Source organism: Anabaena sp. UHCC 0253 (assembly GCF_009712085.1).
In the GTDB taxonomy this organism is placed as follows: domain Bacteria; phylum Cyanobacteriota; class Cyanobacteriia; order Cyanobacteriales; family Nostocaceae; genus Dolichospermum.
In genome coordinates, this window is record NZ_VILD01000010.1 from 93,839 (window position 1) to 112,759 (window position 18,921).

14 protein-coding genes and 3 pseudogenes are annotated in these 18,921 nt (G+C 36.3%); 8 read left to right on the forward strand and 9 right to left on the reverse strand.

The window, feature by feature from the left end; genetic code table 11:
- The first annotated feature begins 14 nt into the window (after nucleotides 1-14).
- Nucleotides 15-317: a DUF29 domain-containing protein gene (locus FJR38_RS23310; RefSeq protein ID WP_371418272.1), complete on the forward strand. Its 303-nt coding sequence runs from the start codon at nucleotides 15-17 to the stop codon at nucleotides 315-317.
- A gap of 116 nt (nucleotides 318-433) precedes the next feature.
- On the opposite strand, the gene hemW is transcribed toward FJR38_RS23310, so the two are convergent.
- Complete coding sequence (gene hemW, locus FJR38_RS23315; protein ID WP_168539713.1) at nucleotides 434-1,618, reverse strand: radical SAM family heme chaperone HemW; 1,185 nt, start codon at nucleotides 1,616-1,618, stop codon at nucleotides 434-436.
- A 242-nt stretch (nucleotides 1,619-1,860) separates the two neighbouring features.
- Between hemW and FJR38_RS23320 the strand changes: the two genes are divergently transcribed.
- A complete protein-coding gene (locus FJR38_RS23320; protein WP_168539714.1) occupies nucleotides 1,861-2,937 on the forward strand; it encodes a PIN/TRAM domain-containing protein in 1,077 nt (358 codons plus the stop codon).
- Between the two features lie 415 nt (nucleotides 2,938-3,352).
- A pseudogene (locus FJR38_RS29425) lies at nucleotides 3,353-3,451 on the forward strand (ACP S-malonyltransferase); the annotation flags it as partial.
- Between the two features lie 30 nt (nucleotides 3,452-3,481).
- Here the strand turns inward: FJR38_RS29425 and FJR38_RS23330 are convergent.
- Together FJR38_RS23330 and FJR38_RS23335 are read right to left on the reverse strand one after the other, a co-directional pair.
- Entirely contained in the window at nucleotides 3,482-3,901 is a 420-nt protein-coding gene (locus FJR38_RS23330; protein WP_371418273.1) for a GNAT family N-acetyltransferase, read from the reverse strand.
- Between the two features lie 41 nt (nucleotides 3,902-3,942).
- Complete coding sequence (locus FJR38_RS23335) at nucleotides 3,943-4,743, reverse strand: D-alanyl-D-alanine carboxypeptidase family protein (protein WP_168497093.1); 801 nt, start codon at nucleotides 4,741-4,743, stop codon at nucleotides 3,943-3,945.
- A 238-nt stretch (nucleotides 4,744-4,981) separates the two neighbouring features.
- On the opposite strand from FJR38_RS23335, the gene FJR38_RS23340 reads away from it, so the two are divergent.
- Nucleotides 4,982-5,899, forward strand: coding sequence for an AEC family transporter (locus FJR38_RS23340; RefSeq protein WP_168539717.1), 918 nt, complete (start codon nucleotides 4,982-4,984; stop codon nucleotides 5,897-5,899).
- Between the two features lie 306 nt (nucleotides 5,900-6,205).
- Complete coding sequence (locus tag FJR38_RS23345; RefSeq protein ID WP_168539719.1) at nucleotides 6,206-6,649, forward strand: DUF29 domain-containing protein; 444 nt, start codon at nucleotides 6,206-6,208, stop codon at nucleotides 6,647-6,649.
- Between the two features lie 78 nt (nucleotides 6,650-6,727).
- Here FJR38_RS23345 and FJR38_RS23350 read toward each other — a convergent pair whose 3' ends face one another.
- The gene (locus FJR38_RS23350; protein ID WP_168539721.1) at nucleotides 6,728-7,228 is read right to left on the reverse strand and encodes a phosphoribosyltransferase; all 501 of its coding nucleotides are present in this window, start codon (nucleotides 7,226-7,228) and stop codon (nucleotides 6,728-6,730) included.
- A 71-nt stretch (nucleotides 7,229-7,299) separates the two neighbouring features.
- Between FJR38_RS23350 and FJR38_RS23355 the strand changes: the two genes are divergently transcribed.
- Nucleotides 7,300-8,757, forward strand: a complete 1,458-nt coding sequence (locus FJR38_RS23355; RefSeq protein ID WP_168539723.1) for an MFS transporter — start codon at nucleotides 7,300-7,302, stop codon at nucleotides 8,755-8,757.
- Between the two features lie 13 nt (nucleotides 8,758-8,770).
- Here the strand turns inward: FJR38_RS23355 and FJR38_RS23360 are convergent, their stop codons facing one another.
- Nucleotides 8,771-8,929, reverse strand: coding sequence for a hypothetical protein (locus FJR38_RS23360; RefSeq protein ID WP_168497106.1), 159 nt, complete (start codon nucleotides 8,927-8,929; stop codon nucleotides 8,771-8,773).
- 293 nt (nucleotides 8,930-9,222) lie between these two features.
- On the opposite strand from FJR38_RS23360, the pseudogene FJR38_RS23365 reads away from it, so the two are divergent.
- Nucleotides 9,223-10,661: pseudogene (locus FJR38_RS23365) on the forward strand (MFS transporter).
- A gap of 161 nt (nucleotides 10,662-10,822) precedes the next feature.
- Nucleotides 10,823-12,580: an arginine--tRNA ligase gene (gene argS / locus FJR38_RS23370; protein WP_168539725.1), complete on the forward strand. Its 1,758-nt coding sequence runs from the start codon at nucleotides 10,823-10,825 to the stop codon at nucleotides 12,578-12,580.
- Between the two features lie 443 nt (nucleotides 12,581-13,023).
- On the opposite strand, the gene FJR38_RS23375 is transcribed toward argS, so the two are convergent.
- From FJR38_RS23375 to FJR38_RS23390, 4 genes and pseudogenes are all read right to left on the reverse strand, one after another.
- Complete coding sequence (locus FJR38_RS23375) at nucleotides 13,024-14,199, reverse strand: hybrid sensor histidine kinase/response regulator (RefSeq protein WP_168497114.1); 1,176 nt, start codon at nucleotides 14,197-14,199, stop codon at nucleotides 13,024-13,026.
- Nucleotides 14,200-14,273: 74 nt separating this feature from the next.
- A pseudogene (locus tag FJR38_RS23380) lies at nucleotides 14,274-14,719 on the reverse strand (response regulator).
- Complete coding sequence (locus FJR38_RS23385) at nucleotides 14,664-16,973, reverse strand: ATP-binding protein (RefSeq protein ID WP_168539727.1); 2,310 nt, start codon at nucleotides 16,971-16,973, stop codon at nucleotides 14,664-14,666. Before FJR38_RS23385 ends, FJR38_RS23380 begins: the two are co-directional and overlap by 56 nt.
- Before the next feature lie 251 nt (nucleotides 16,974-17,224).
- Complete coding sequence (locus FJR38_RS23390) at nucleotides 17,225-18,718, reverse strand: dolichyl-phosphate-mannose--protein mannosyltransferase (RefSeq protein WP_168539733.1); 1,494 nt, start codon at nucleotides 18,716-18,718, stop codon at nucleotides 17,225-17,227.
- Nucleotides 18,719-18,921 lie beyond the last annotated feature (203 nt).

An 18,921-nucleotide genomic window follows, 5' to 3' on the forward strand; every position in this document is an offset into this window, starting at 1 on the left:
AAGAAATCGGCTGAGTGTTTTTAATTGGACATTTACTCAAGTGGGAATATCAATCATCAAAACGTAGTCGCAGTTGGTTAGCAACTATTCGGATTCAACGCCGGGATATCATAAAATTGCTAAGTGAAAATCCTAGTTTACAATCTTCTCTAGAAATATCACTTCAAGAAGCTTATGAAAATGCTAGGGATTTAGCATCAGGAGAAACAAATTTACCTTTATCAACTTTTCCTCCGCAATGTCTATATTTATGGGAAGATTTAATTAACTTAAACTTTTATCCCGGTGAATCTGCAAATGATGATTTAATGCAATAATCAGCGTTATTAAATTAAAGGATGAAAATTGAACCTTTGCAACCTTAATTCTTTGCGCCTTTGCGCCTTTGCGTGAGACATATTCATATATTTAATCCAAAACGCCTAATAATCTATCATTCTCCCAACTTTTCAAACAACTTCGCTAACATCACGTTAGAAAATATAAAACCATCGGGATCGCTAAAACGCAACCTACCCTCAACAATCTTCACCCAAGCTTGGGCAAAGTATGGTTGCAAACAGCTTTGAATTTTCTCTACTTGATGCTTACCGAAATTCGCGGTTAAGGAATTTAAACTTACTCCTTCGGCTAACCGTAACCCTAACATTAATGTTTCTAACAAAACATCCTGTTGTGGTGTGACTTCACAATCAATGACAGCACCAGCTTTTAACCATTGGTAATATTCCTGAGTTTTCCGGGGACGGGTGAAGCGTTTACCATCAATATAGCTGGCTGCACCCATGCCAAAGCCATAATAGGGGCGATTTTGCCAATAAACTCGATTATGCCTACATTGATGTCCTGGTTGGGCATAATTGGAAATTTCGTAATGTTCGTACCCGGCATCAGTTAAGGTTTTTTGCCCCATTTGATACATTTTGACTGTGGTTTCATCTGTGGGTAAAGGATGATCTCCCGGTTTGAAATAACGATTGAAGGCTGTTCCCGGTTCAATGGTAAGGTCATAGATGGAGATATGAGTTGGTGTGGCTGCTACTGCTTGGGTTAAGGATTCTTGCCATTGTGCTAAGGACTGATGCGGTAAGCCAGAAATCAAGTCTAAGCTAAATTCGGGAATCTCGACTTTGTGGATTAACTCGATCGCTGTAAAAATATCTACGAGGGAATGCGATCGCCCTGCGGCTTTTAATAATTCCTCTTGAAAGGCTTGTACACCCAAACTGACGCGATTTACTCCTAAGCTGCGATAACCGGCTATATGTGCTAAATCAAACGTCCCTGGATCAATTTCCATCGAAATTTCCACCTGAGATGTCATCCCAAATCGCTTTTCTAAGGTTGTTAATATCCGTTGCAATTGTTCTGTTGATAACAGCGAAGGAGTCCCACCACCAAAAAAAATAGTTTCTAAAGGTTGAGCATGAATTGGTGCAATTCTGATTTCTTGACATAAAACTTCAACATATTCGGCAATTGTCCCAGAATTTTCGCCCCGTGAGCGATCGCCCACCACAAATACCGGAAAATCGCAATAAAAGCACCTGCGCCGACAAAAGGGAATATGCACATAAGCAGAACGGGGAATTCCCCAACCAATATCTTCTTGACTCATGTTGAGTAATAGTTAAGTTAATTGAATCTGACTATTAAAAATAATGAAAATGAGGAGTTTGTTTACAACTTTTTATCCTTTTTGCCTAAAAATAAAAATAATATGCAGTAAAAACCCTTTGGTTATAATGTTGGCATATTCTCTCTGCCTGAGCAGGTAATATTATTCCATCACCAAAAAGGATAGAAGCAAGCATACTTTACTTTATCGAATAAATATCGTTGTAGGAACACAACACAACCATGCTGGATGCCATTATTATTCTCTCATTTACTTTGGCAGCGGCGGGGATAGGTTATTACAGCACCGATCTACTCCCGCCCGGTAGTCTTAATGGAGTCACCAATTTAGATGCCTTACGCTTAGTTGTAGCCGTATTTGCCGCCATTATTGGTGGTGCGATCGGACTGAGTTTCCAGACTACATACCGCCGTCTAGAATCGCAAGTCCGGGAAATGCCTCTAGAAGTTATTTTAACCCGTGCCATTGGCTTAGTAATTGGGCTATTACTCGCCAATTTAATGTTAGCCCCGCTATTTTTATTACCCATTCCCCCAGATTTCGGCTTTATCAAACCTCTTGTAGCTGTTGTTGGCAGTATCATCCTCTCTGTCACCGGCATGAACTTGGCTGATGCCCATGGACGCGGTTTGTTAAGATTAATTAACCCCAACACTGTGGAAAGCATGGTAGTGGAAGGAACTCTCAAACCTGCCAATACCAAAGTTTTGGATACTAGCTGCATTATAGACGGCCGCATTGAAACATTGCTAGAAACAGGATTTCTGGAAGGGCTAATTCTTGTCCCCCAATTTGTTTTACAAGAATTACAACAAGTAGCTGATGCTAGTAAAGACCAAAAACGGGTGAGAGGGAGAAGAGGATTAGAAATCCTGAACCGTATTCGTGAAACTTACCCCGAACGGATTTTAATTAACCCTGTGGACTATGAAGATACTCCCACTGTTGATGCTAAATTAGTCCGTTTTGCTCAAGAAATCAATGGGACATTACTCACCAATGATTACAATTTGTCTAAAGTTGCTAGTGTCCAAAAAGTCCCCGTTTTGAATGTTCACGACTTAGTAAATGCCGTTCGTCCGACTTATTTACCTGGTGATAATCTTGATCTAAAAATTCTCAAAGAAGGGAAAGAACCAAGTCAAGGAATTGGTTATTTAGATGATGGGACAATGGTAGTAGTAGAAGAAGGTAGTCCTTATGTCGGTGGTGAATTGCGGGTAGTCGTCACCAGTGCTTTACAAACCTCAGCCGGCAGGATGATTTTTGCCAAACCCCAAGCTTCCGCATTAGCCTGAGGAATATGGTGCGAAAAACTAGAATTAAACTATGGAATCGGTGTGGGGAAACTGCACCGATTTTGTTGATTAAGCTGAATATTTATATTTGGCTGATCAATCTCAAACAGGATATTGTTATCTAATTAATCTTAGAATAAGACAGGACTTACGCAAAATCATGAAGAAACGAACCGCAGAGGACGCAGAGGACACGGAGAAATAAGAGTTTGAGAGAGTTATTGCGTAAGTCATAAAAAACCTATTTTAATAATTGCAAAATTCGCTTTTTACTGGAGTTTGGTTTTTTTAACCCTAGTTGATATCGAAGGCACAGAACCACCGCGCCGAGACTGATTTTGCCTGTTGCGTCACTTATTACAGTACAAAAATACTATAATATAGCGATCGCCTGTACCAGTTGCGTAAGTCCTGTATGGATAGTAGCGATCGCACAGTTTGGTGTTATGCTCAAGCAAATCAAATGATGATCCTCACCGCTAATCGTAATATGAAAGGTGAGGATTCATTAGAACTGAAATCTGAACTAATGTAAAACCAGAAATTATAAATATTTTTCCATTACATAATTTTTAAATTTTACCCCTCGACGTTCTACCTCTTGTTCCTTGACTATAGTAAATCCTTGGTATTGAAAAAATGATTTTGCGGTAATACTCACTTCTGCATATAGGCGATTAATGCCTCTGGATATGGCAATATTTTCTAGATGAGTCAAGAGTTTTGAACCTATACCCTGTCTTTGGTATTGGCTATGACAGTAAAAACAATCAATGTGACCATTTGCTTCTAATTCTGCAAATCCAACTATTTCACCATGATTTTCAGCAATAAAAGGCCGCTTGGATTGTAACCTTTGATGCCAAAATTCATAATTCATACTTTCGCCAGTCCAAGCATTTACCTGTTCTTGAGTATAATCACCAATATTTATTTGATGAACTGTATCATAAAACAGTTTCATGATTGCCTGAGTATCCGATATTTGATATTCTCTGACTATCATTATTGAGTTTGCACAGGTTTAATATTTTTGGCCTTATAGAATGTTTCCAAACTATCACTATCACCCACAAAACGCCAATGCCAAGGTTCATAACTGACACCTTGGAGATTCTCTTTAGGAAAAGAAAGTTCAAAACTAAACCGGGCTGCATTAGCTTGTAACCACTGATAGGCTTTAGTGTTATCAAAATTAGCTTGGAGATTAGTGGCTGGTACAGTGCGATCGCCAATATCCACAGCATAACCTGTATGATGTTCACTATGACCAGGAGGGGCGCTGAGAGCGGCTCTTTCCGCTGGAGTTTGATTACGTTGGGCGCTAATTTCAAAAAATAACTGATTCTGCTGTTTTACCGACCGAAAACCAGAAATTGGTACTAAAATTACCCCAGCACTCCTAGCAGCTTGTACCATGGCTTGAAACTTAACAGCAGCAGATTTCCGCATTCTAATGCGTCCGTCAGCCGTAATAGCAACTAATTCTGATTCTGGTGCTTCTGGGTATTCAAAATGTCCCAAAACACTCTTACTATTATCTGGGGTATTAGTAACTAGAGGTGGAGAACTAATCGTTTCAGCTACAGAATTAGTCGTTGGCTTAGGTGTTGTCAACGAAAACAAAAAGCCACTAATTACAGCCAGCAATACAAATCCTGCTAATCCACCTGTAATTAAAACCGGAGGTTGTAATTTTAATTTATTTCCCGTATCGGAAGTATCACGTAGAGCCGCCGGAATATCATCACTAGAATGAGAATATGAATTTGGCGATTTTTTCGGAAATCCAGCTTTATTATTCAAGTTTCTGCTCCTGATTTGTATTTAATGATTAAAAAAGGCAAGGACTAAGAGACAACAGTTTTTTTAATTTTTAATTTTTACAGCAGATTGCAGATCAATGAAGTACATAATCTAAATTGAAACCTATACACAAAGTACGGGCGAAGCATTCGGGCGATAAATTATCCATTTTTGTACAAGGCTATTTTCCGAATGCTTCGCCCCTACGAATCCTGCTGTAATTGTTCTAGGTGTAATCTTGATAAATCTTTTAGAACTATATGTCAAGTTAGTGGGGTTAATCCTCATAGGATTCATACTGGGACGGAAATTACCTAGTTATGCTTCCACTTATGTAGGCCAGTTTCTCTTTTGGCTGGGAGTACCTATCAGTATTATTGGTTTTTTAATCCGAACAGACTTATCGGGACAAATCTGGATTGCGCCGATAATAGCTCATTTAGCTATCTTTTTAGGAGCATTTTTAGCATGGTTAAAAATTAAAGCTCAAGCCTATTTCACTCAGTCAGTCCCTCAAAAATCAACTCAAGGTAGTCTGATTCTAGCAGCGATGGTGGGCAATACAGGTTTTCTGGGTTTTCCCATAACTTTAGCCATTGTAGGTAAAGAATATTTTGCCTGGGCTTTATTCTACGATATGTTGGGTTCGCTTTTTGGGGCTTATGGTTTGGGTGTGTTTCTCGCTGCCAAGTTTGGTAGTAATATCCAAAGTCATATCCAGACAGCCAAGGTAATTTTTATTAATCCGGCTTTATGGAGTTTTGGATTTGGCTTGCTGTTGCGTCAGGTTGCACTTCCCTCGACAGTGGTATTTAGTTTAGAGAAATTGGCTTGGGGTGCGGTAGCTTTATCCTTGATGTTAATTGGAATGCGACTTTCTCAACTAAAATCTTGGCGCAAAGTCCCACAAGCTGGGAGTAGTATCTTCATTAAAATGCTATTAGTGCCGATGATTTTAGGTAGTACGCTGTCACTGTTTGGGGTGACTGGCAATGCAGCACAGGTGATAGTTTTGCAAATGGCTATGCCTCCAGCTTTAGCTACACTGGTAATAGCTGAGACATTTGATCTTGATCGTGATTTGGCTGTTACTGCTTTAGCTATGGGGATTGTAGTATTATTAGTTACTCTACCTGTTTGGTTATGGCTGTTTTAACTGGAAATCCTTAAAGGAAAATTTGTGGCAGATAACCTGAGAAAATTTGACAAAAATTAATTAAATAAGTGGAGTTAAATTAATATCAGAATTTCTATAATTTTGGTAAACTAAAAATAAGTATGACAGTTACTAATTCATCAAAGAATAAGCAATACTGTTCGGTTAAGAGTTTTTGTAGATTGGGTTAAGCGACAGCGCAACCCAACAAAAGTCCGTAAATGTTGGGTAAAAAGAACGTCAATGCAACCTACCAGATTTAATGTTTTTAGCTTAACCGATAAATATTGAAAGAAGAGGTAAATTATGACCGTAAATACAGATTTACAATCTTTATATGAAATAGATGAAAGTTTATGGCTAGAAGAAACAATTGTTTTACTGAAAGAAAAACGGTTTCAAGATTTAGATTTAAATAATTTAATTGAGGAGTTAGAAGCATTGGGCAAAAGAGATAAAAACGCTGTGGCTAGTTTATTAGAACAAATAATTAGACATCTTTTATTATTGCAATATTGGACAGAACAATATGAAATGAATGGGAATCATTGGCAGACAGAAATTGTTGGTTTTCGTAACCAAATTGAGAGATTATTAACCAATAATTTACAAAACTATCTCAATAGTGAATTAGAAAAAATTTATATAAGTGCGTTGAAATATGTTAAACAAAAAACTAGATTTAAAATTAATTTTCCCGAACATTGTCCTTATAGTTTAGAGCAACTTTTAGATGAAAATTATTTGTAAATAAAGAATAAATGTAGAGATATTACCTGTAATATACTGGATCTCTACAAGATTTTGCGATCGCACCAATTTATATTTCTATTCTGCAAGTTCCGCAGGAGTAATATGTTCGTAATCTTCAAAAGGTTGATGAATCCAAGGATTATCAGCCAAGTAATCAGCGTAGTAATGCGGAACAACGACTGAACAAGCTTTATACCAAATTACAGCGGTGCGAATTTCCTCTATGGGGGATTGACTGTAGGAGTGTAACCAGGGAACAGTTTGTTGAATAGTGATTCCAGAGTCTACTAAGTCATCTACTAGCAGAATCCGCGTACCTAATTTATCTCCTGTCATTGTTAAGTGCTGGGAAACAATTAAACCGGCTCTATCTTGTTTACCTGCACCGTTGTAAGATGAAGTAGCTAAAATTGCCAACGGTTGATTATAGATGCGAGAAAGAATATCCCCTACTCGCAATCCTCCTCTAGCTAAACAGACAATTTGGTTAAATTCCCAACCTGATTGATATATCTTGATGGCCAATTGTTCGATTTTGTGATGATAATCTGACCAAGAAATGTAAAGGTCTGACATAAGACTAATAAAAGTGTGTTAATAATTGTCAATTATCCATTGTCAATTGTCAATTAATATGAGCGTGATTTATGGTCAAAGATAATTCTGATAATAACGATTTCCCCCAATCTCTGACAAGCGAAAAATTAGATTTTAAAACAAAACTTGCTTATGGGGCTGGCGATTTAGGACCTGCTATTACGGCTAATATTGCTGTATTTTACCTGCTAGTTTTCTTTACCAATGTAGCAGGAATTCCAGCGGGTTTGGCAGGTAGTATTTTGATGATTGGCAAAATTTGGGATGGTGTCAATGATCCTGTAGTGGGAATGTTAACAGATAAAACCCAATCTCCTCGTTGGGGTCGTCGTTTACCTTGGCTTTTATATGGGGCGATTCCCTTTGGATTTTTCTTTTTCTTGCAGTGGATTGTCCCCCAATTTACTGCGGATAAAAGTAGTAATATGTGGTATTTGTTTTGGTATTATGTAGTAATTGGGATTGTATCTCAGGCATTTTATACTGTTGTTAATTTGCCTTATACAGCCATGACTCCTGAATTAACTCAGGATTATGATGAACGGACTAGTTTAAATAGTTTTCGGTTTACGTTTTCGATTGGTGGCAGTATTTTATCGTTGATTTTATCAAAAATTATTTTCTCACAAATTAGCGATCGCCAACAACAGTATTTAGTTTTAGCCGCAGTTTGTACCGTGATTTCGGTTTTATCTTTGTATTGGTGCGTTTATGGGGTGCGCGATCGCATTTTGGCTTTTGAAGCTAAACGTATTCCATTAGCAGCAGAAGCAGAAATTCCTTTTTTGGAACAGCTAAAAATCGTCTTTAGTAATAAACCTTTTCTCTTTGTTATTTCTATATATCTTTTTTCTTGGTTAGGTGTGCAAATCACCGCCAGTATTATTCCCTATTTTGTCGTTAACTGTATGCGTCTGCAAGATGGAGATGTACCAACAGTCATGATTGCAGTCCAGGGAACAGCTTTATTGATGCTATTTATTTGGAGTTATTTAAGTAAAAAAATTGGTAAAAAACTTGTTTATTTCTTAGGAATGACTTCATGGATTATCGCTGCTGCTGGATTATTTTTCTTACAACCTGGTCAAGTTGGATTAATGTATGTGATGGCTGTAATGGCAGGTGTTGGGGTTTCCACAGCTTATCTAATTCCCTGGTCAATGATACCTGATGTGATTGAATTAGATGAATTGCAAACCGGACAACGACGAGAAGGGATTTTCTATGGTTTCATGGTTTTATTGCAAAAATTTGGTTTAGCTTTTGGACTATTTTTAGTCGGTAATACTTTACAAGCTTATGGTTTTAAAGAAGCTGTTGCTGGACAAAGTTCTTTACCTGTACAACCTGAATCAGCACTTTTAGCTATTCGTATCGCTGTTGGACCTATTCCCACAGTTTGTTTAATTGCAGGTTTAATTCTGACTTACTTCTATCCGATTACCCGCGAAATTCATGCAGAAGTAATACTAAAACTTCAGGAACAAAGGCAAAAAAATGGAGGATAACTAGCATTAGTAGTTAACAGGCATTTGATAGTTCTAAGTATTGAGATAATTGTTCTAATATCCACACTAAATCTTCTAAAGTATAAATATTTTGAGGTTCTGAATCAACAAAAAATCCTCCCGTATAAATTTCTGTGTCTTTTTCCGTAAAACTAATATCAATGAGTTGCATTGCTTGATTCCCTGATACTTGACACTATCCATATTCACTGAATTTGAGACATAGCGTAGTGATGAACACTGCTTAAAGTTGTGATATTTTAATAGTAAAGATTTGATGAAGGTCAGTTGCCTTCATGATCAAAGTTTGCTAATTTGTGTGATTGATATCACTATGTAAGCTAAAATTTCCAAAAAAATAGGAAAAAAGACGCAAGATGTATGTAATATCTCTGATATTGCTCTCACCTCTGAGTTAATTCTCCAAAATACTCAAGTTTCATTTGTATAAAGGCGTAACTTTGAATGTTAGATGATAATGATGGGTTTAAACACACGCCTACAAGTGAAAAATTAGATTTTAAAACTAAGTTGGCCTATGGTGTAGGCACTTTAGGCCAATCAATGACTGGTAACATAGGTGTCATATTTATGTTACTATTCTTTACTAATGTTGCTGGTATCCCCGCCGGTTTAGCTGGTAGCATTTTAATGATTGGTAAAATTTGGGATGCTATTAATGATCCTATGGTAGGTTGGCTAACGGATAACACTAAATCCCGTCGTTGGGGTCGTCGTCTTCCTTGGCTATTATATGGGGCTATTCCTTTTGCCATTTCTCGGTTTTTGTTGTGGGTTGTTCCCCAATTTAGTGCCAATCAAAGTAGTAATATTTGGTTATTATTTTGGTATTATGTCGTCATAGGGGTGATATCTGAGGCGTTATTTACTGTGGTGAATTTGCCTTATGCAGCCATGACTCCTGAACTGACTCAGGATTATGATGAACGCACTAATTTAAATAGTTTTCGCTTCACATTTTCGATTAGTGGCGATATTTTATCATTAGTTTTGGCAATAATTATTTTTTCACAAATTGCCGATCCTCAACAACAGTATTTAGTTTTAGCAGGGATTTGTAGTTTAGTTGCAGTGATAAGTTTGTATTTGTGTGTTTATGGGACACGCGATCGCATTTTATCCTTTGAAAAGAACGTCGTCAACAAGAAGAACCCGAAAAAATTCCCATCCTGGAACAATTAACCACTATTTGGACTAACAAACCGTTCCTATTTGTTATTTCTATATTTCTCTGTTCGTGGTTGGGTGCAAATGTTACCGCTGCCATTCTTCCCTATTTCATCATTTACTGCATGGGATTACAAAACTCAGATGTCCCCCTAGTAATGATTGTAGTCCAAGTTACGGCTTTATTTATGCTCTTTGTTTGGAGTCATTTAAGTAAGAAAATTGGTAAAAAAATGGTTTATCTCCTGGGTGTAAGTTTATGGATAATTGCCACAGGTGGACTATTTTTTGTCCAACCTCAACAAATTTGGTTAATGTATATTATTGCTATGATTGCAGGTGTAGGACTTTCTACAGCCTATTTAATTCCTGCGTCCATGATTCCTGATGTTATTGATTTAGATGAACTCCAAACTGGACAAAGAAGGGAAGGTATATATTATGGTTTTATGGTTTTATTACAAAAATTTGGTTTAGCTTTTGGGTTATTTTTAGTAGGTAATGTTTTACAAGCATTAGGTTTTAACCCATCTGTCGCTGGACAAATTTCTACACAACCTGATTCGGCATTATTAGCAATTCGGATTGTAGTTAGCCCAGTTACAATATTCTTCCTGAGTTTGGGTTTGATTTTAAATTATTTCTATCCTCTTACCCGCGATATTCATACAGAAATTATGCTGAAACTCAAAGAACGTCGCCAGGAAGTTGGTTAATAGATAAAGTATGAATGAAAATTAAACGCAGATGAACGCAGATAAACGCAGATAAGGATGGATTTTATGATTCTGTGCGGTTTGATCTTAATTTGGTATAACTATATTTTTAAGCTAAAATCAAGCATTACAGCACTTTTGACGCAGATTCAATTTAGATCATGAACGCTACACAAGAACAACTAAAACTAAAATTAACACAGGCTTTAGTGGCTGCTTTTGGTATAGATTATACCAATACAGATCCAATTTTGGTTTCTGCCAGTAATCCTAAATTTGGTGATTATCAGGCTAATGTGGCTTTATCACTGAGTAAAAAGTTAGGAAAGCAACCCCGAATCATTGCTACTGAAATTGTCAATAACCTAGATGTATCTGATATTTGTGAACCTCCAGAAATCGCAGGACCCGGTTTTATTAACCTCAAATTACAAATATCTTATCTAGAAGCGCAACTCAACACCATTCAAGCAGATTCTAGATTGGGAATATCCACAGCGGCAACTCCCCAAAAGCAAATTGTTGATTTTTCTAGTCCGAATATTGCCAAAGAAATGCACGTTGGACATTTACGTTCGACAATTATTGGTGATTCTATTGCCCGGATTTTAGAATTTTGTGGTCATGATGTCTTGCGGTTAAATCATGTTGGTGATTGGGGTACGCAATTTGGGATGTTAATTACCTATTTGCGGGAAGTTTATCCAGATGCACTTACTACCGCAAATGCTTTAGATATTGGAGATTTAGTTAATTTTTATCGCAAAGCTAAACAGCGATTTGATGAAGATCCGGTTTTTCAAGAAACTTCCCGTCAAGAAGTTGTGAGATTACAAGCTGGTGCGGAAGATACACTTCATGCTTGGAAACTTTTATGTGAACAATCTCGACAAGAATTTCAAATTATTTATGATTTACTAAATGTCGAATTAGTAGAAAGGGGTGAATCTTTTTATAATCCTTTATTATCGAAAGTTGTTGAAGATTTAGAAACAACGGGATTATTAGAAGAAAATCAAGGGGCAAAATGTGTTTTCTTGGATGGTTTTACGAATAGAGAAGGTAATCCTTTACCTTTAATTGTCCAAAAAACTGACGGTGGTTATAATTATGCAACTACAGATTTAGCAGCCCTCCGTTATCGGATTCAAGAAGATAAAGCCAAGCGAATTGTTTATGTTACAGACGAAGGACAATCTAACCACTTTTCCCAATTTTTCCAAGTAGCAAGAAAAGCAAATTGGATACCGGAAGATGTGGAATTAGTTCATGTTCCGTTCGGGTTAGTGTTAGGTGAAGATGGGAAAAAATTTAAAACTCGTTCTGGGGATACTGTGCGGTTGCGAGATTTGTTAGATGAAGCCATTAACCGCGCTCGTGCAGACATAGAAAGTAGATTAAAAGAAGATGAACGAGTCGAAACAGAAGAATTTATTCAAAATGTCGCGGAAGTAGTCGGGATTAGTTCGGTTAAATATGCTGATTTAAGCCAAAATCGCACCAGTAGCTATGTCTTTAGTTATGACAAAATGTTATCTCTCAAAGGCAATACAGCCCCTTATCTTCTCTATGCTTATGTGAGAATTCAAGGTATTAGTCGTCAAGGGAATATTGATTTTACTAACTTGGGAATAAATCGCCAAATCTTACTGAAGGAAGATGCAGAATTAACTTTAGCAAAACATCTTTTACAACTTGATGAAGTTATTAAAGAAGTAGAACAAGATTTATTACCAAATCGTTTGTGTGATTATTTGTATCAACTCAGCGATAAGTTTAATAAGTTCTATGAAAATTGTCCTGTTCTTAAATCTGAAGAACCTGCTAGAACTTCACGGTTAATGTTATGTGATTTAACTGCAAAAACTCTCAAGTTGGGATTATCTTTGTTGGGAATTAAGGTTTTAGAAAGGATGTAAAAATTCAATTATTTACGTTGACTTAGTTACTCTCGTTCCCTGTCTCTGACAGGGAATAAATTATATAGGCTCTGCCTTAATGCTATCATTACTTCAGAATTAATCCAGAGAATAAATTCTCTGTCTAAAAGCTCAAGTCGGTTAAAACCGACTAAGTCGAACGGACTAAATAATTCCAGGTTTGTAGTGAGGACTTTAGTCCTCATTTAAGGGCTGAAGCCCTTACTACCAAATCATCTCAATATTTTTTACATTACTTAATCTAAGTTGATTTATTTTTGTCTAATTACTTATATATATTATAAATGAGAGCGATCGCTCATTAGAAACAATATTCCAAGTATTCGGGCGATAAATTATCGGTTTTTTCCCAAGTTTATTTTCCGAATACTTCGCCCTTACACTGAATGCTGATGCTTCCATCTTCCGTCAGGGATACGCCCCTACTCATTTAGGATTGCTATATTTGGCAAAGTTACTGTAAAAGTTGAACCTACTCCCACTTGACTATTAACTGTGATTTCACCACCATGTGCATCAACACATTGTTTGACAATAGTTAATCCCAAACCACTACCAGCAATTATGCCGACATTTTCTCCGCGATAAAATGGTTGAAATAGTTGTTTTTGGTCTTCTTCTGTAATCCCAATTCCCTGATCTTGAAATCTCAAAATTACAGATTTTTCTTGTTTACTTAATTCAAAAAAGATTGTACCACCGGGAAGTGAATATTTAATAGCATTATTGAGTAAATTACCAACAATATGCTTTAATAGAGTTTCATCTCCCCAAAACTGAAAATAATTATCAGAACTTGTAAAAATTAAATTCAAGTCTTTTTCTTGGGCAGATAATTGAGCTTGTTCTGTTAATTCATAACATAAGTTTTCTAAATAAATTATCTGTGGTTGGTAGGATAATTGACCTGCATCAGCTTGACCAATTAACGAGGCTTCATCTAATAAATGTGAGACATTTTTAATGGCTGTGCGAATGAGTTGCAAATGATTAATTTTTCTATCACTTGTCAATCCTTCATTATGCTTTTGGAGTAATCCAGCCGCTAGGAGAATGGTGTTTAAAGGATTACGAATATCATGGGAAAGCATGGAAACAAATTCAGATTTAAACTGATTTATTTCCTGGGCTTTTAATAGTTCCGCCGTTCTTTCTTCAACTTTGGTTTCTAATGTTTGATTGACTGTTCGTAATTGTTCTAAAACCTGCTTGCGTTCTATAGCATATCGTACGGAACGCACTAATGTATCTGGATTTACTTGTCTTTTAACTAGGTAATCTTGCGCTCCTTGTCTGACAGCTTCAATGGCTAGTTCTTGATCATTTGTGTTAGTGAGAACTATGATAGGAGTGCTAGGATTTTGCTCCATTAACTGTGGGATAGAAGATAATCCTTGACTATCAGGAAGAGTCAAATCTAACAAAATTACATCATAATTTTCGCTGTTTAATTTGTTAATTCCGTCTCGTAGTCTTTGGACATGAACTAAACTAAATTCTTGAGCTTGAGCTTGTTTGATAAACTCTTGTAATAGCCTAGCTTCTGCTAAGTTATCTTCAATTAATAGGATTTTTAATGAGTAGGTCGCAGCCATCATTTCTTGGTTTGACCTCTTGCGAGTGCGGTAAATTTTTGTCTGGTTCTCCAAGGGTATATTGAATATTTATCTTTTTATTCTAACGGTAAAGTTGCGGTAGAAAACCAAAATTCTTCAATCCCTTTGATGATTTGGAATAGCTGACTGAGGTTACGAGATTTGGTGATGTAACAGTTGGCGTGTAAGTCATAACTATGGAAAATATCATCTTGATTTTTCGAGGTTGTCAATATGACGACGGGAATACGTTTTAATTGTGGATCAGCTTTAATTTCTGCTAATACTTCCCGTCCATCTTTTCTCGGTAAATTCAAATCCAATAATATCAAGTCAGGACGTGGTGCATCTGCATATTCTCCTTCTTTACGAAGATAAGCCATAGCGTCTACACCATCCCTAACTGTCACTACTTGATGAGGTAATGAACTGCTTTTAATGCTTCTTGAATAAGACGAACATCAGCTTTATTGTCCTCCACTAAAAAGATTGTTTTGTGAGTTTCTGCCATTTCGATGCTCATTATCACGGCCTCTGACGGGAATCGTAAAGTAGAAAGTAGCGCCCTGACCGAGTTGTGACTCTACCCAGATCCGCCCTCGATGACATTCGAGGATTTTTTTACAAATAGCCAAACCCATTCCTGTACCGGGATATTCATCTCTGGTGTGTAGACGTTGAAAGATGATAAAAATGCGATCGCTAAATTGTGGATCTATACCAATTCCGTTATCTCGAACAGAGAATAACCATTCATCTTCTAATCTTTCCGCTGCGATATGAATTTTTGGTGGTTGACTACTGCGGAACTTGATAGCGTTACCAATGAGGTTCAAAAATAGCTGGATTAATTGTGTACCATCAGCCATGACGGTAGGTAAGGGATCATAGGTAATGGTTGCGCCGGTTTCAGCAATGCGTTGACGTAAATTGCTCACAGCCCGATCTAAAGCTTTTTCAACTTCTATGACTTGAAAAGCAACTCCTAATGTATCTACTTTGGAATATGCGAGTACGTCATCAATTAACGTCTGCATTAAACTTACACCTTCAACCACATAACCAATAAACTCTTTTCCATCTTCATCGAGTGCTGCTTCATAGCGCATTTCCAACAGTTGCACATAATTTGCTACTTGATTTAGTGGTTCTTGCAAATCATGGGAAGCGACATAGGCAAACTTTTTCAATTCTGCATTAGAACGTTCTAAATCCTGTGCTAATTGTGCTAATTCATCAGCTTGACGTAAGACAATATTGATGATTGTTTTACGTAGTTCTAATGCAGCTTTAATTTCTACAGATTGCCAAGGTAAAGATGTTAGTTGAACTATTTCTTTCCATAATTCAAATGATTGCCGTGGAGACAGCCGAACATTGTCTCCCGATTGATTTACAGAAAAAGCTTGATGGGGATTTCCACCCCAATTTACAGTTTGAATTACTTCAGGTCGAAACCACAATACATAATTTTGCTCGGAAATGGGAATAGCTAATAAACCACTGGCAACATTTTTAAAACTAATCGCATCTGGATAAATCTTCGGCAAAGAGTCTGTATAAAAAACCTCATTTTCGACATTATTTTTCAACCATTCTACTAAAAAATTCAGTTCTTCTTCTTTAGGAGTATTGCCAATCAGGGTATACTTACCACCCAGATATATTGCTGCTCCTTGAGCATTTGTTAAATCTAGAATATTTGGTTGATTTCTGACTAAACCATCAATAAAGTCTTCTTCTTGAGACATATATTCAACCAATGATGATTGAATTTGTTTCAAATTCATCCGATAATCATAGTCTTCTGTTTCTTCTCTGGCGGAAATTTCTGCAAAGATGACTCTGCCTAAAAATTCACAGGCTTTCCGTAATTCATAGGAAACAAATTTTGGTGATTGATGATGACAAGCAATTAAACCCCAAAGTTTTTTGTCTTTAATTAAGGAGATTGTTAAAGATGCGCCCACACCCATATTATGTAAATATTCTATATGACAAGGGGCAGCATTTCTGAGAATTGAATTAGTTAAATCAATGGGTTTTCCCGTGAATGGATTAACTTTGGGAAAAAGCTCTACTGATGATTGAAAGTTGGTATCGGGAATAATCCTAATGGAGTTTTCTAGAAATAATTTTCGCGCTGGCCGGGGAATATCTGACTCTGGATAATGTAACCCTAAATAAGGTTCTAAACCATCTATTTTTTCTTCAGCAATCACAGAACCATGGCCATCATCACCAAATTTATATAACATTACTCTGTCAAATCCTGTCATTTTTCGGATTTCTTGGACAATGATTCGACTAAAGTCAGCTAAATTTCTATTTTGCTCTAAGCGGTTAATTGAAGCTTTGGCTAAATGATAAAAACTTAAAAAAGGAATATTTTCTTGGGTAGTAGCAGGTTCTAATTCTAGGATTAAAAAACCTTCAGGATTGCGATGAAAAACAGCATCAAATACTGTATATTCATCTCCTTTTTTTCTAATCCAGATTTTTGTAGGGTTAATAAAATCTAGATTTTCTTCTGATAACCAAAATTTAATTTTTTGAATTTGGTAAGGATCTAATAAATCTTCTAACTCCTGTTGCACCATATCTTCGGGAGATATGCCAAAGGTGTTAGAAGCATTTTTACTGACTTGTAATATTTGTAAATCTGGCTCTTGTAATACTAATAAAATCCCATGAGGTTGAATCTCACTAGCCAGATGTATTGCTGCTTCTTTTAAGCTAGTGATATTAATATGCTGCTGCTTTAGATTGATATTCATAACGCTTCTCCTCCATAATTTGGGAGTATAAAAAATATGTAGATTTAATCTGGTTTTTCACATCTATAAAAATATTCTTTGATTTAGTACCATTAATGGTGGCAAAGCTTGTTGTTATAGTTGCTCTTACCTGCTATTCTTACACAATTTAACAGTTACTTACGTAAACTACTGATAAGAAATGTAAAAAGTAACATGATTAAAGCTATAAAATTTGTGTATATATATTAAGAAAAATATTTTAATTTAAATCAAATCCAAGAACTAAACCACATCCGCATTCTATAACCGTCAGGAGAGATGGGTAAACCGAGATAAATAGGCATCCAGACAATAAAAGCAGCGATAATTATAAAAGTTATAGTTACACCGACAAACCGCAATGTCCGATCATAACTAAGCAGACATTGATCAACAAACCAGGCGATCGCTATAAATGTAAAAACAACCGCAGACATATAATGATAGATAAAAACACATCTTGTCACCTTCACCCAAGGTAATAAATTAGCCCCATAATTGATCACTAAAAATAAACCAATCCAAGTATCCACGCTGAGATTTTTGGGTATATATAAAAGCTTTTTTTCTATCCCTGGGAAGATGATTTTCATAATCACCATCCCCATTAAAAATATCATAGCAGCCAAACCAAACCACCATAAAAAAGGATTTCCCATGGCATGAACATCATAAACTACTTTACCAGCACCACTAGGTAAAGGAGGTCCAAATACAGGTAAGGAATCATTAATACTTTGAGTAGTTTGATAATAATAAGCCATTGGCCGAGTTAACAATGGCCATTTGTACCATGCTGCACAATAAGGATGAATATTAGAACTATTACCACCTAATTGGAGATGAAATTGTAAAATTTGTTTGTGAACTTCAATAAATCCATATCTTTGATCAAGTTGAAGATGAGGAATCCAAATCAGACTATAAACAACTATAGGAATAATGCCTAAATAGGAAACCATTTGCCAAATATTTAGTTGTGTCAGGTTTAGCAATGGTGTTTTTATAGTAATATTTGGGGAATTCCGAGGATGATTAAAAAAACGCAAATAAGAAAATAAAGGAACGCGCGATTTCAGATCAAAAGATTGTAGCCAGCGAATTATCCAAGCTGTTATCCATAGACTATAAGCACCACTTAAAAACCATAAACCATTCCATTTAGTGCCAATAGAAGCGCCAAAACTGATCCCCGAAATAATTAATAAAAACCACCGTTTATGCTTTGGCTTTTCTAATGCTAATAATAATAACCATTGTCCTAGTAACCCAAAAATAACTATATAAATATTGCTGAGAGCATAACGAGATTCTACCAAAAATAGACCATCACAAGCTGTAAAAAAACCTGCCAATAAAGCAAAACGATGACGATAACTAATCTGATAACTTAATAAAGTAACTACTACAGGAATAAATGAGCCAGTTAGGGCATTTACCCAACGATAACTCCAAGGAGATAATAAAGAACCAGTTAAACTATTGACGATATCTTTATTTATGGGAATATAATTACTAATCCAAATCCCCAACCCAATCAAATATTGACTTAGGGGAGGATGGGCATTAAAAAATGGTGTATTTGTCAGATAATTATTACCAAATTTAGCAAAATAAACTTCATCAAATACTAAAGTATTAAATCTGTCCAATCCCCAAAAACGTAGGCTGAGTGAAAGCAGAAATATTCCCATTATTCCTAATCGAAACCAAGTTTTTTTCATAACTTATTGTGGTGTTTTTTGGGAAATAGCCGGAGTGTCATCCCATAATACTGAATTTTTCCTCTTAATGATGCCATATCTAGTGCCGCGCGGCAAAAATAACCCAGAAGATTTTTGCAGGGTGTTCTCCTCAACTGTCTTATTGAACTAATCTATTGGTATTTGTTCACAAATGCAGAATAATAGTTGTAATACAGTAAAAA

Bases quoted from the DNA above. Each gene is read 5' to 3' on its own strand.
- hemW (WP_168539713.1), bottom strand. From the start codon at position 1,618: ATGAGTCAAGAAGATATTGGTTGGGGAATTCCCCGTTCTGCTTATGTG.
- FJR38_RS23320 (WP_168539714.1), top strand. From the start codon at position 1,861: ATGCTGGATGCCATTATTATTCTCTCATTTACTTTGGCAGCGGCGGGG.
- FJR38_RS23330 (WP_371418273.1), bottom strand. From the start codon at position 3,901: ATGAAACTGTTTTATGATACAGTTCATCAAATAAATATTGGTGATTAT.
- FJR38_RS23345 (WP_168539719.1), top strand. From the start codon at position 6,206: ATGACCGTAAATACAGATTTACAATCTTTATATGAAATAGATGAAAGT.
- FJR38_RS23350 (WP_168539721.1), bottom strand. From the start codon at position 7,228: ATGTCAGACCTTTACATTTCTTGGTCAGATTATCATCACAAAATCGAA.
- FJR38_RS23355 (WP_168539723.1), top strand. From the start codon at position 7,300: ATGGTCAAAGATAATTCTGATAATAACGATTTCCCCCAATCTCTGACA.
- FJR38_RS23360 (WP_168497106.1), bottom strand. From the start codon at position 8,929: ATGCAACTCATTGATATTAGTTTTACGGAAAAAGACACAGAAATTTAT.
- argS (WP_168539725.1), top strand. From the start codon at position 10,823: ATGAACGCTACACAAGAACAACTAAAACTAAAATTAACACAGGCTTTA.
- FJR38_RS23375 (WP_168497114.1), bottom strand. From the start codon at position 14,199: ATGATGGCTGCGACCTACTCATTAAAAATCCTATTAATTGAAGATAAC.
- FJR38_RS23385 (WP_168539727.1), bottom strand. From the start codon at position 16,973: ATGAATATCAATCTAAAGCAGCAGCATATTAATATCACTAGCTTAAAA.
- FJR38_RS23390 (WP_168539733.1), bottom strand. From the start codon at position 18,718: ATGAAAAAAACTTGGTTTCGATTAGGAATAATGGGAATATTTCTGCTT.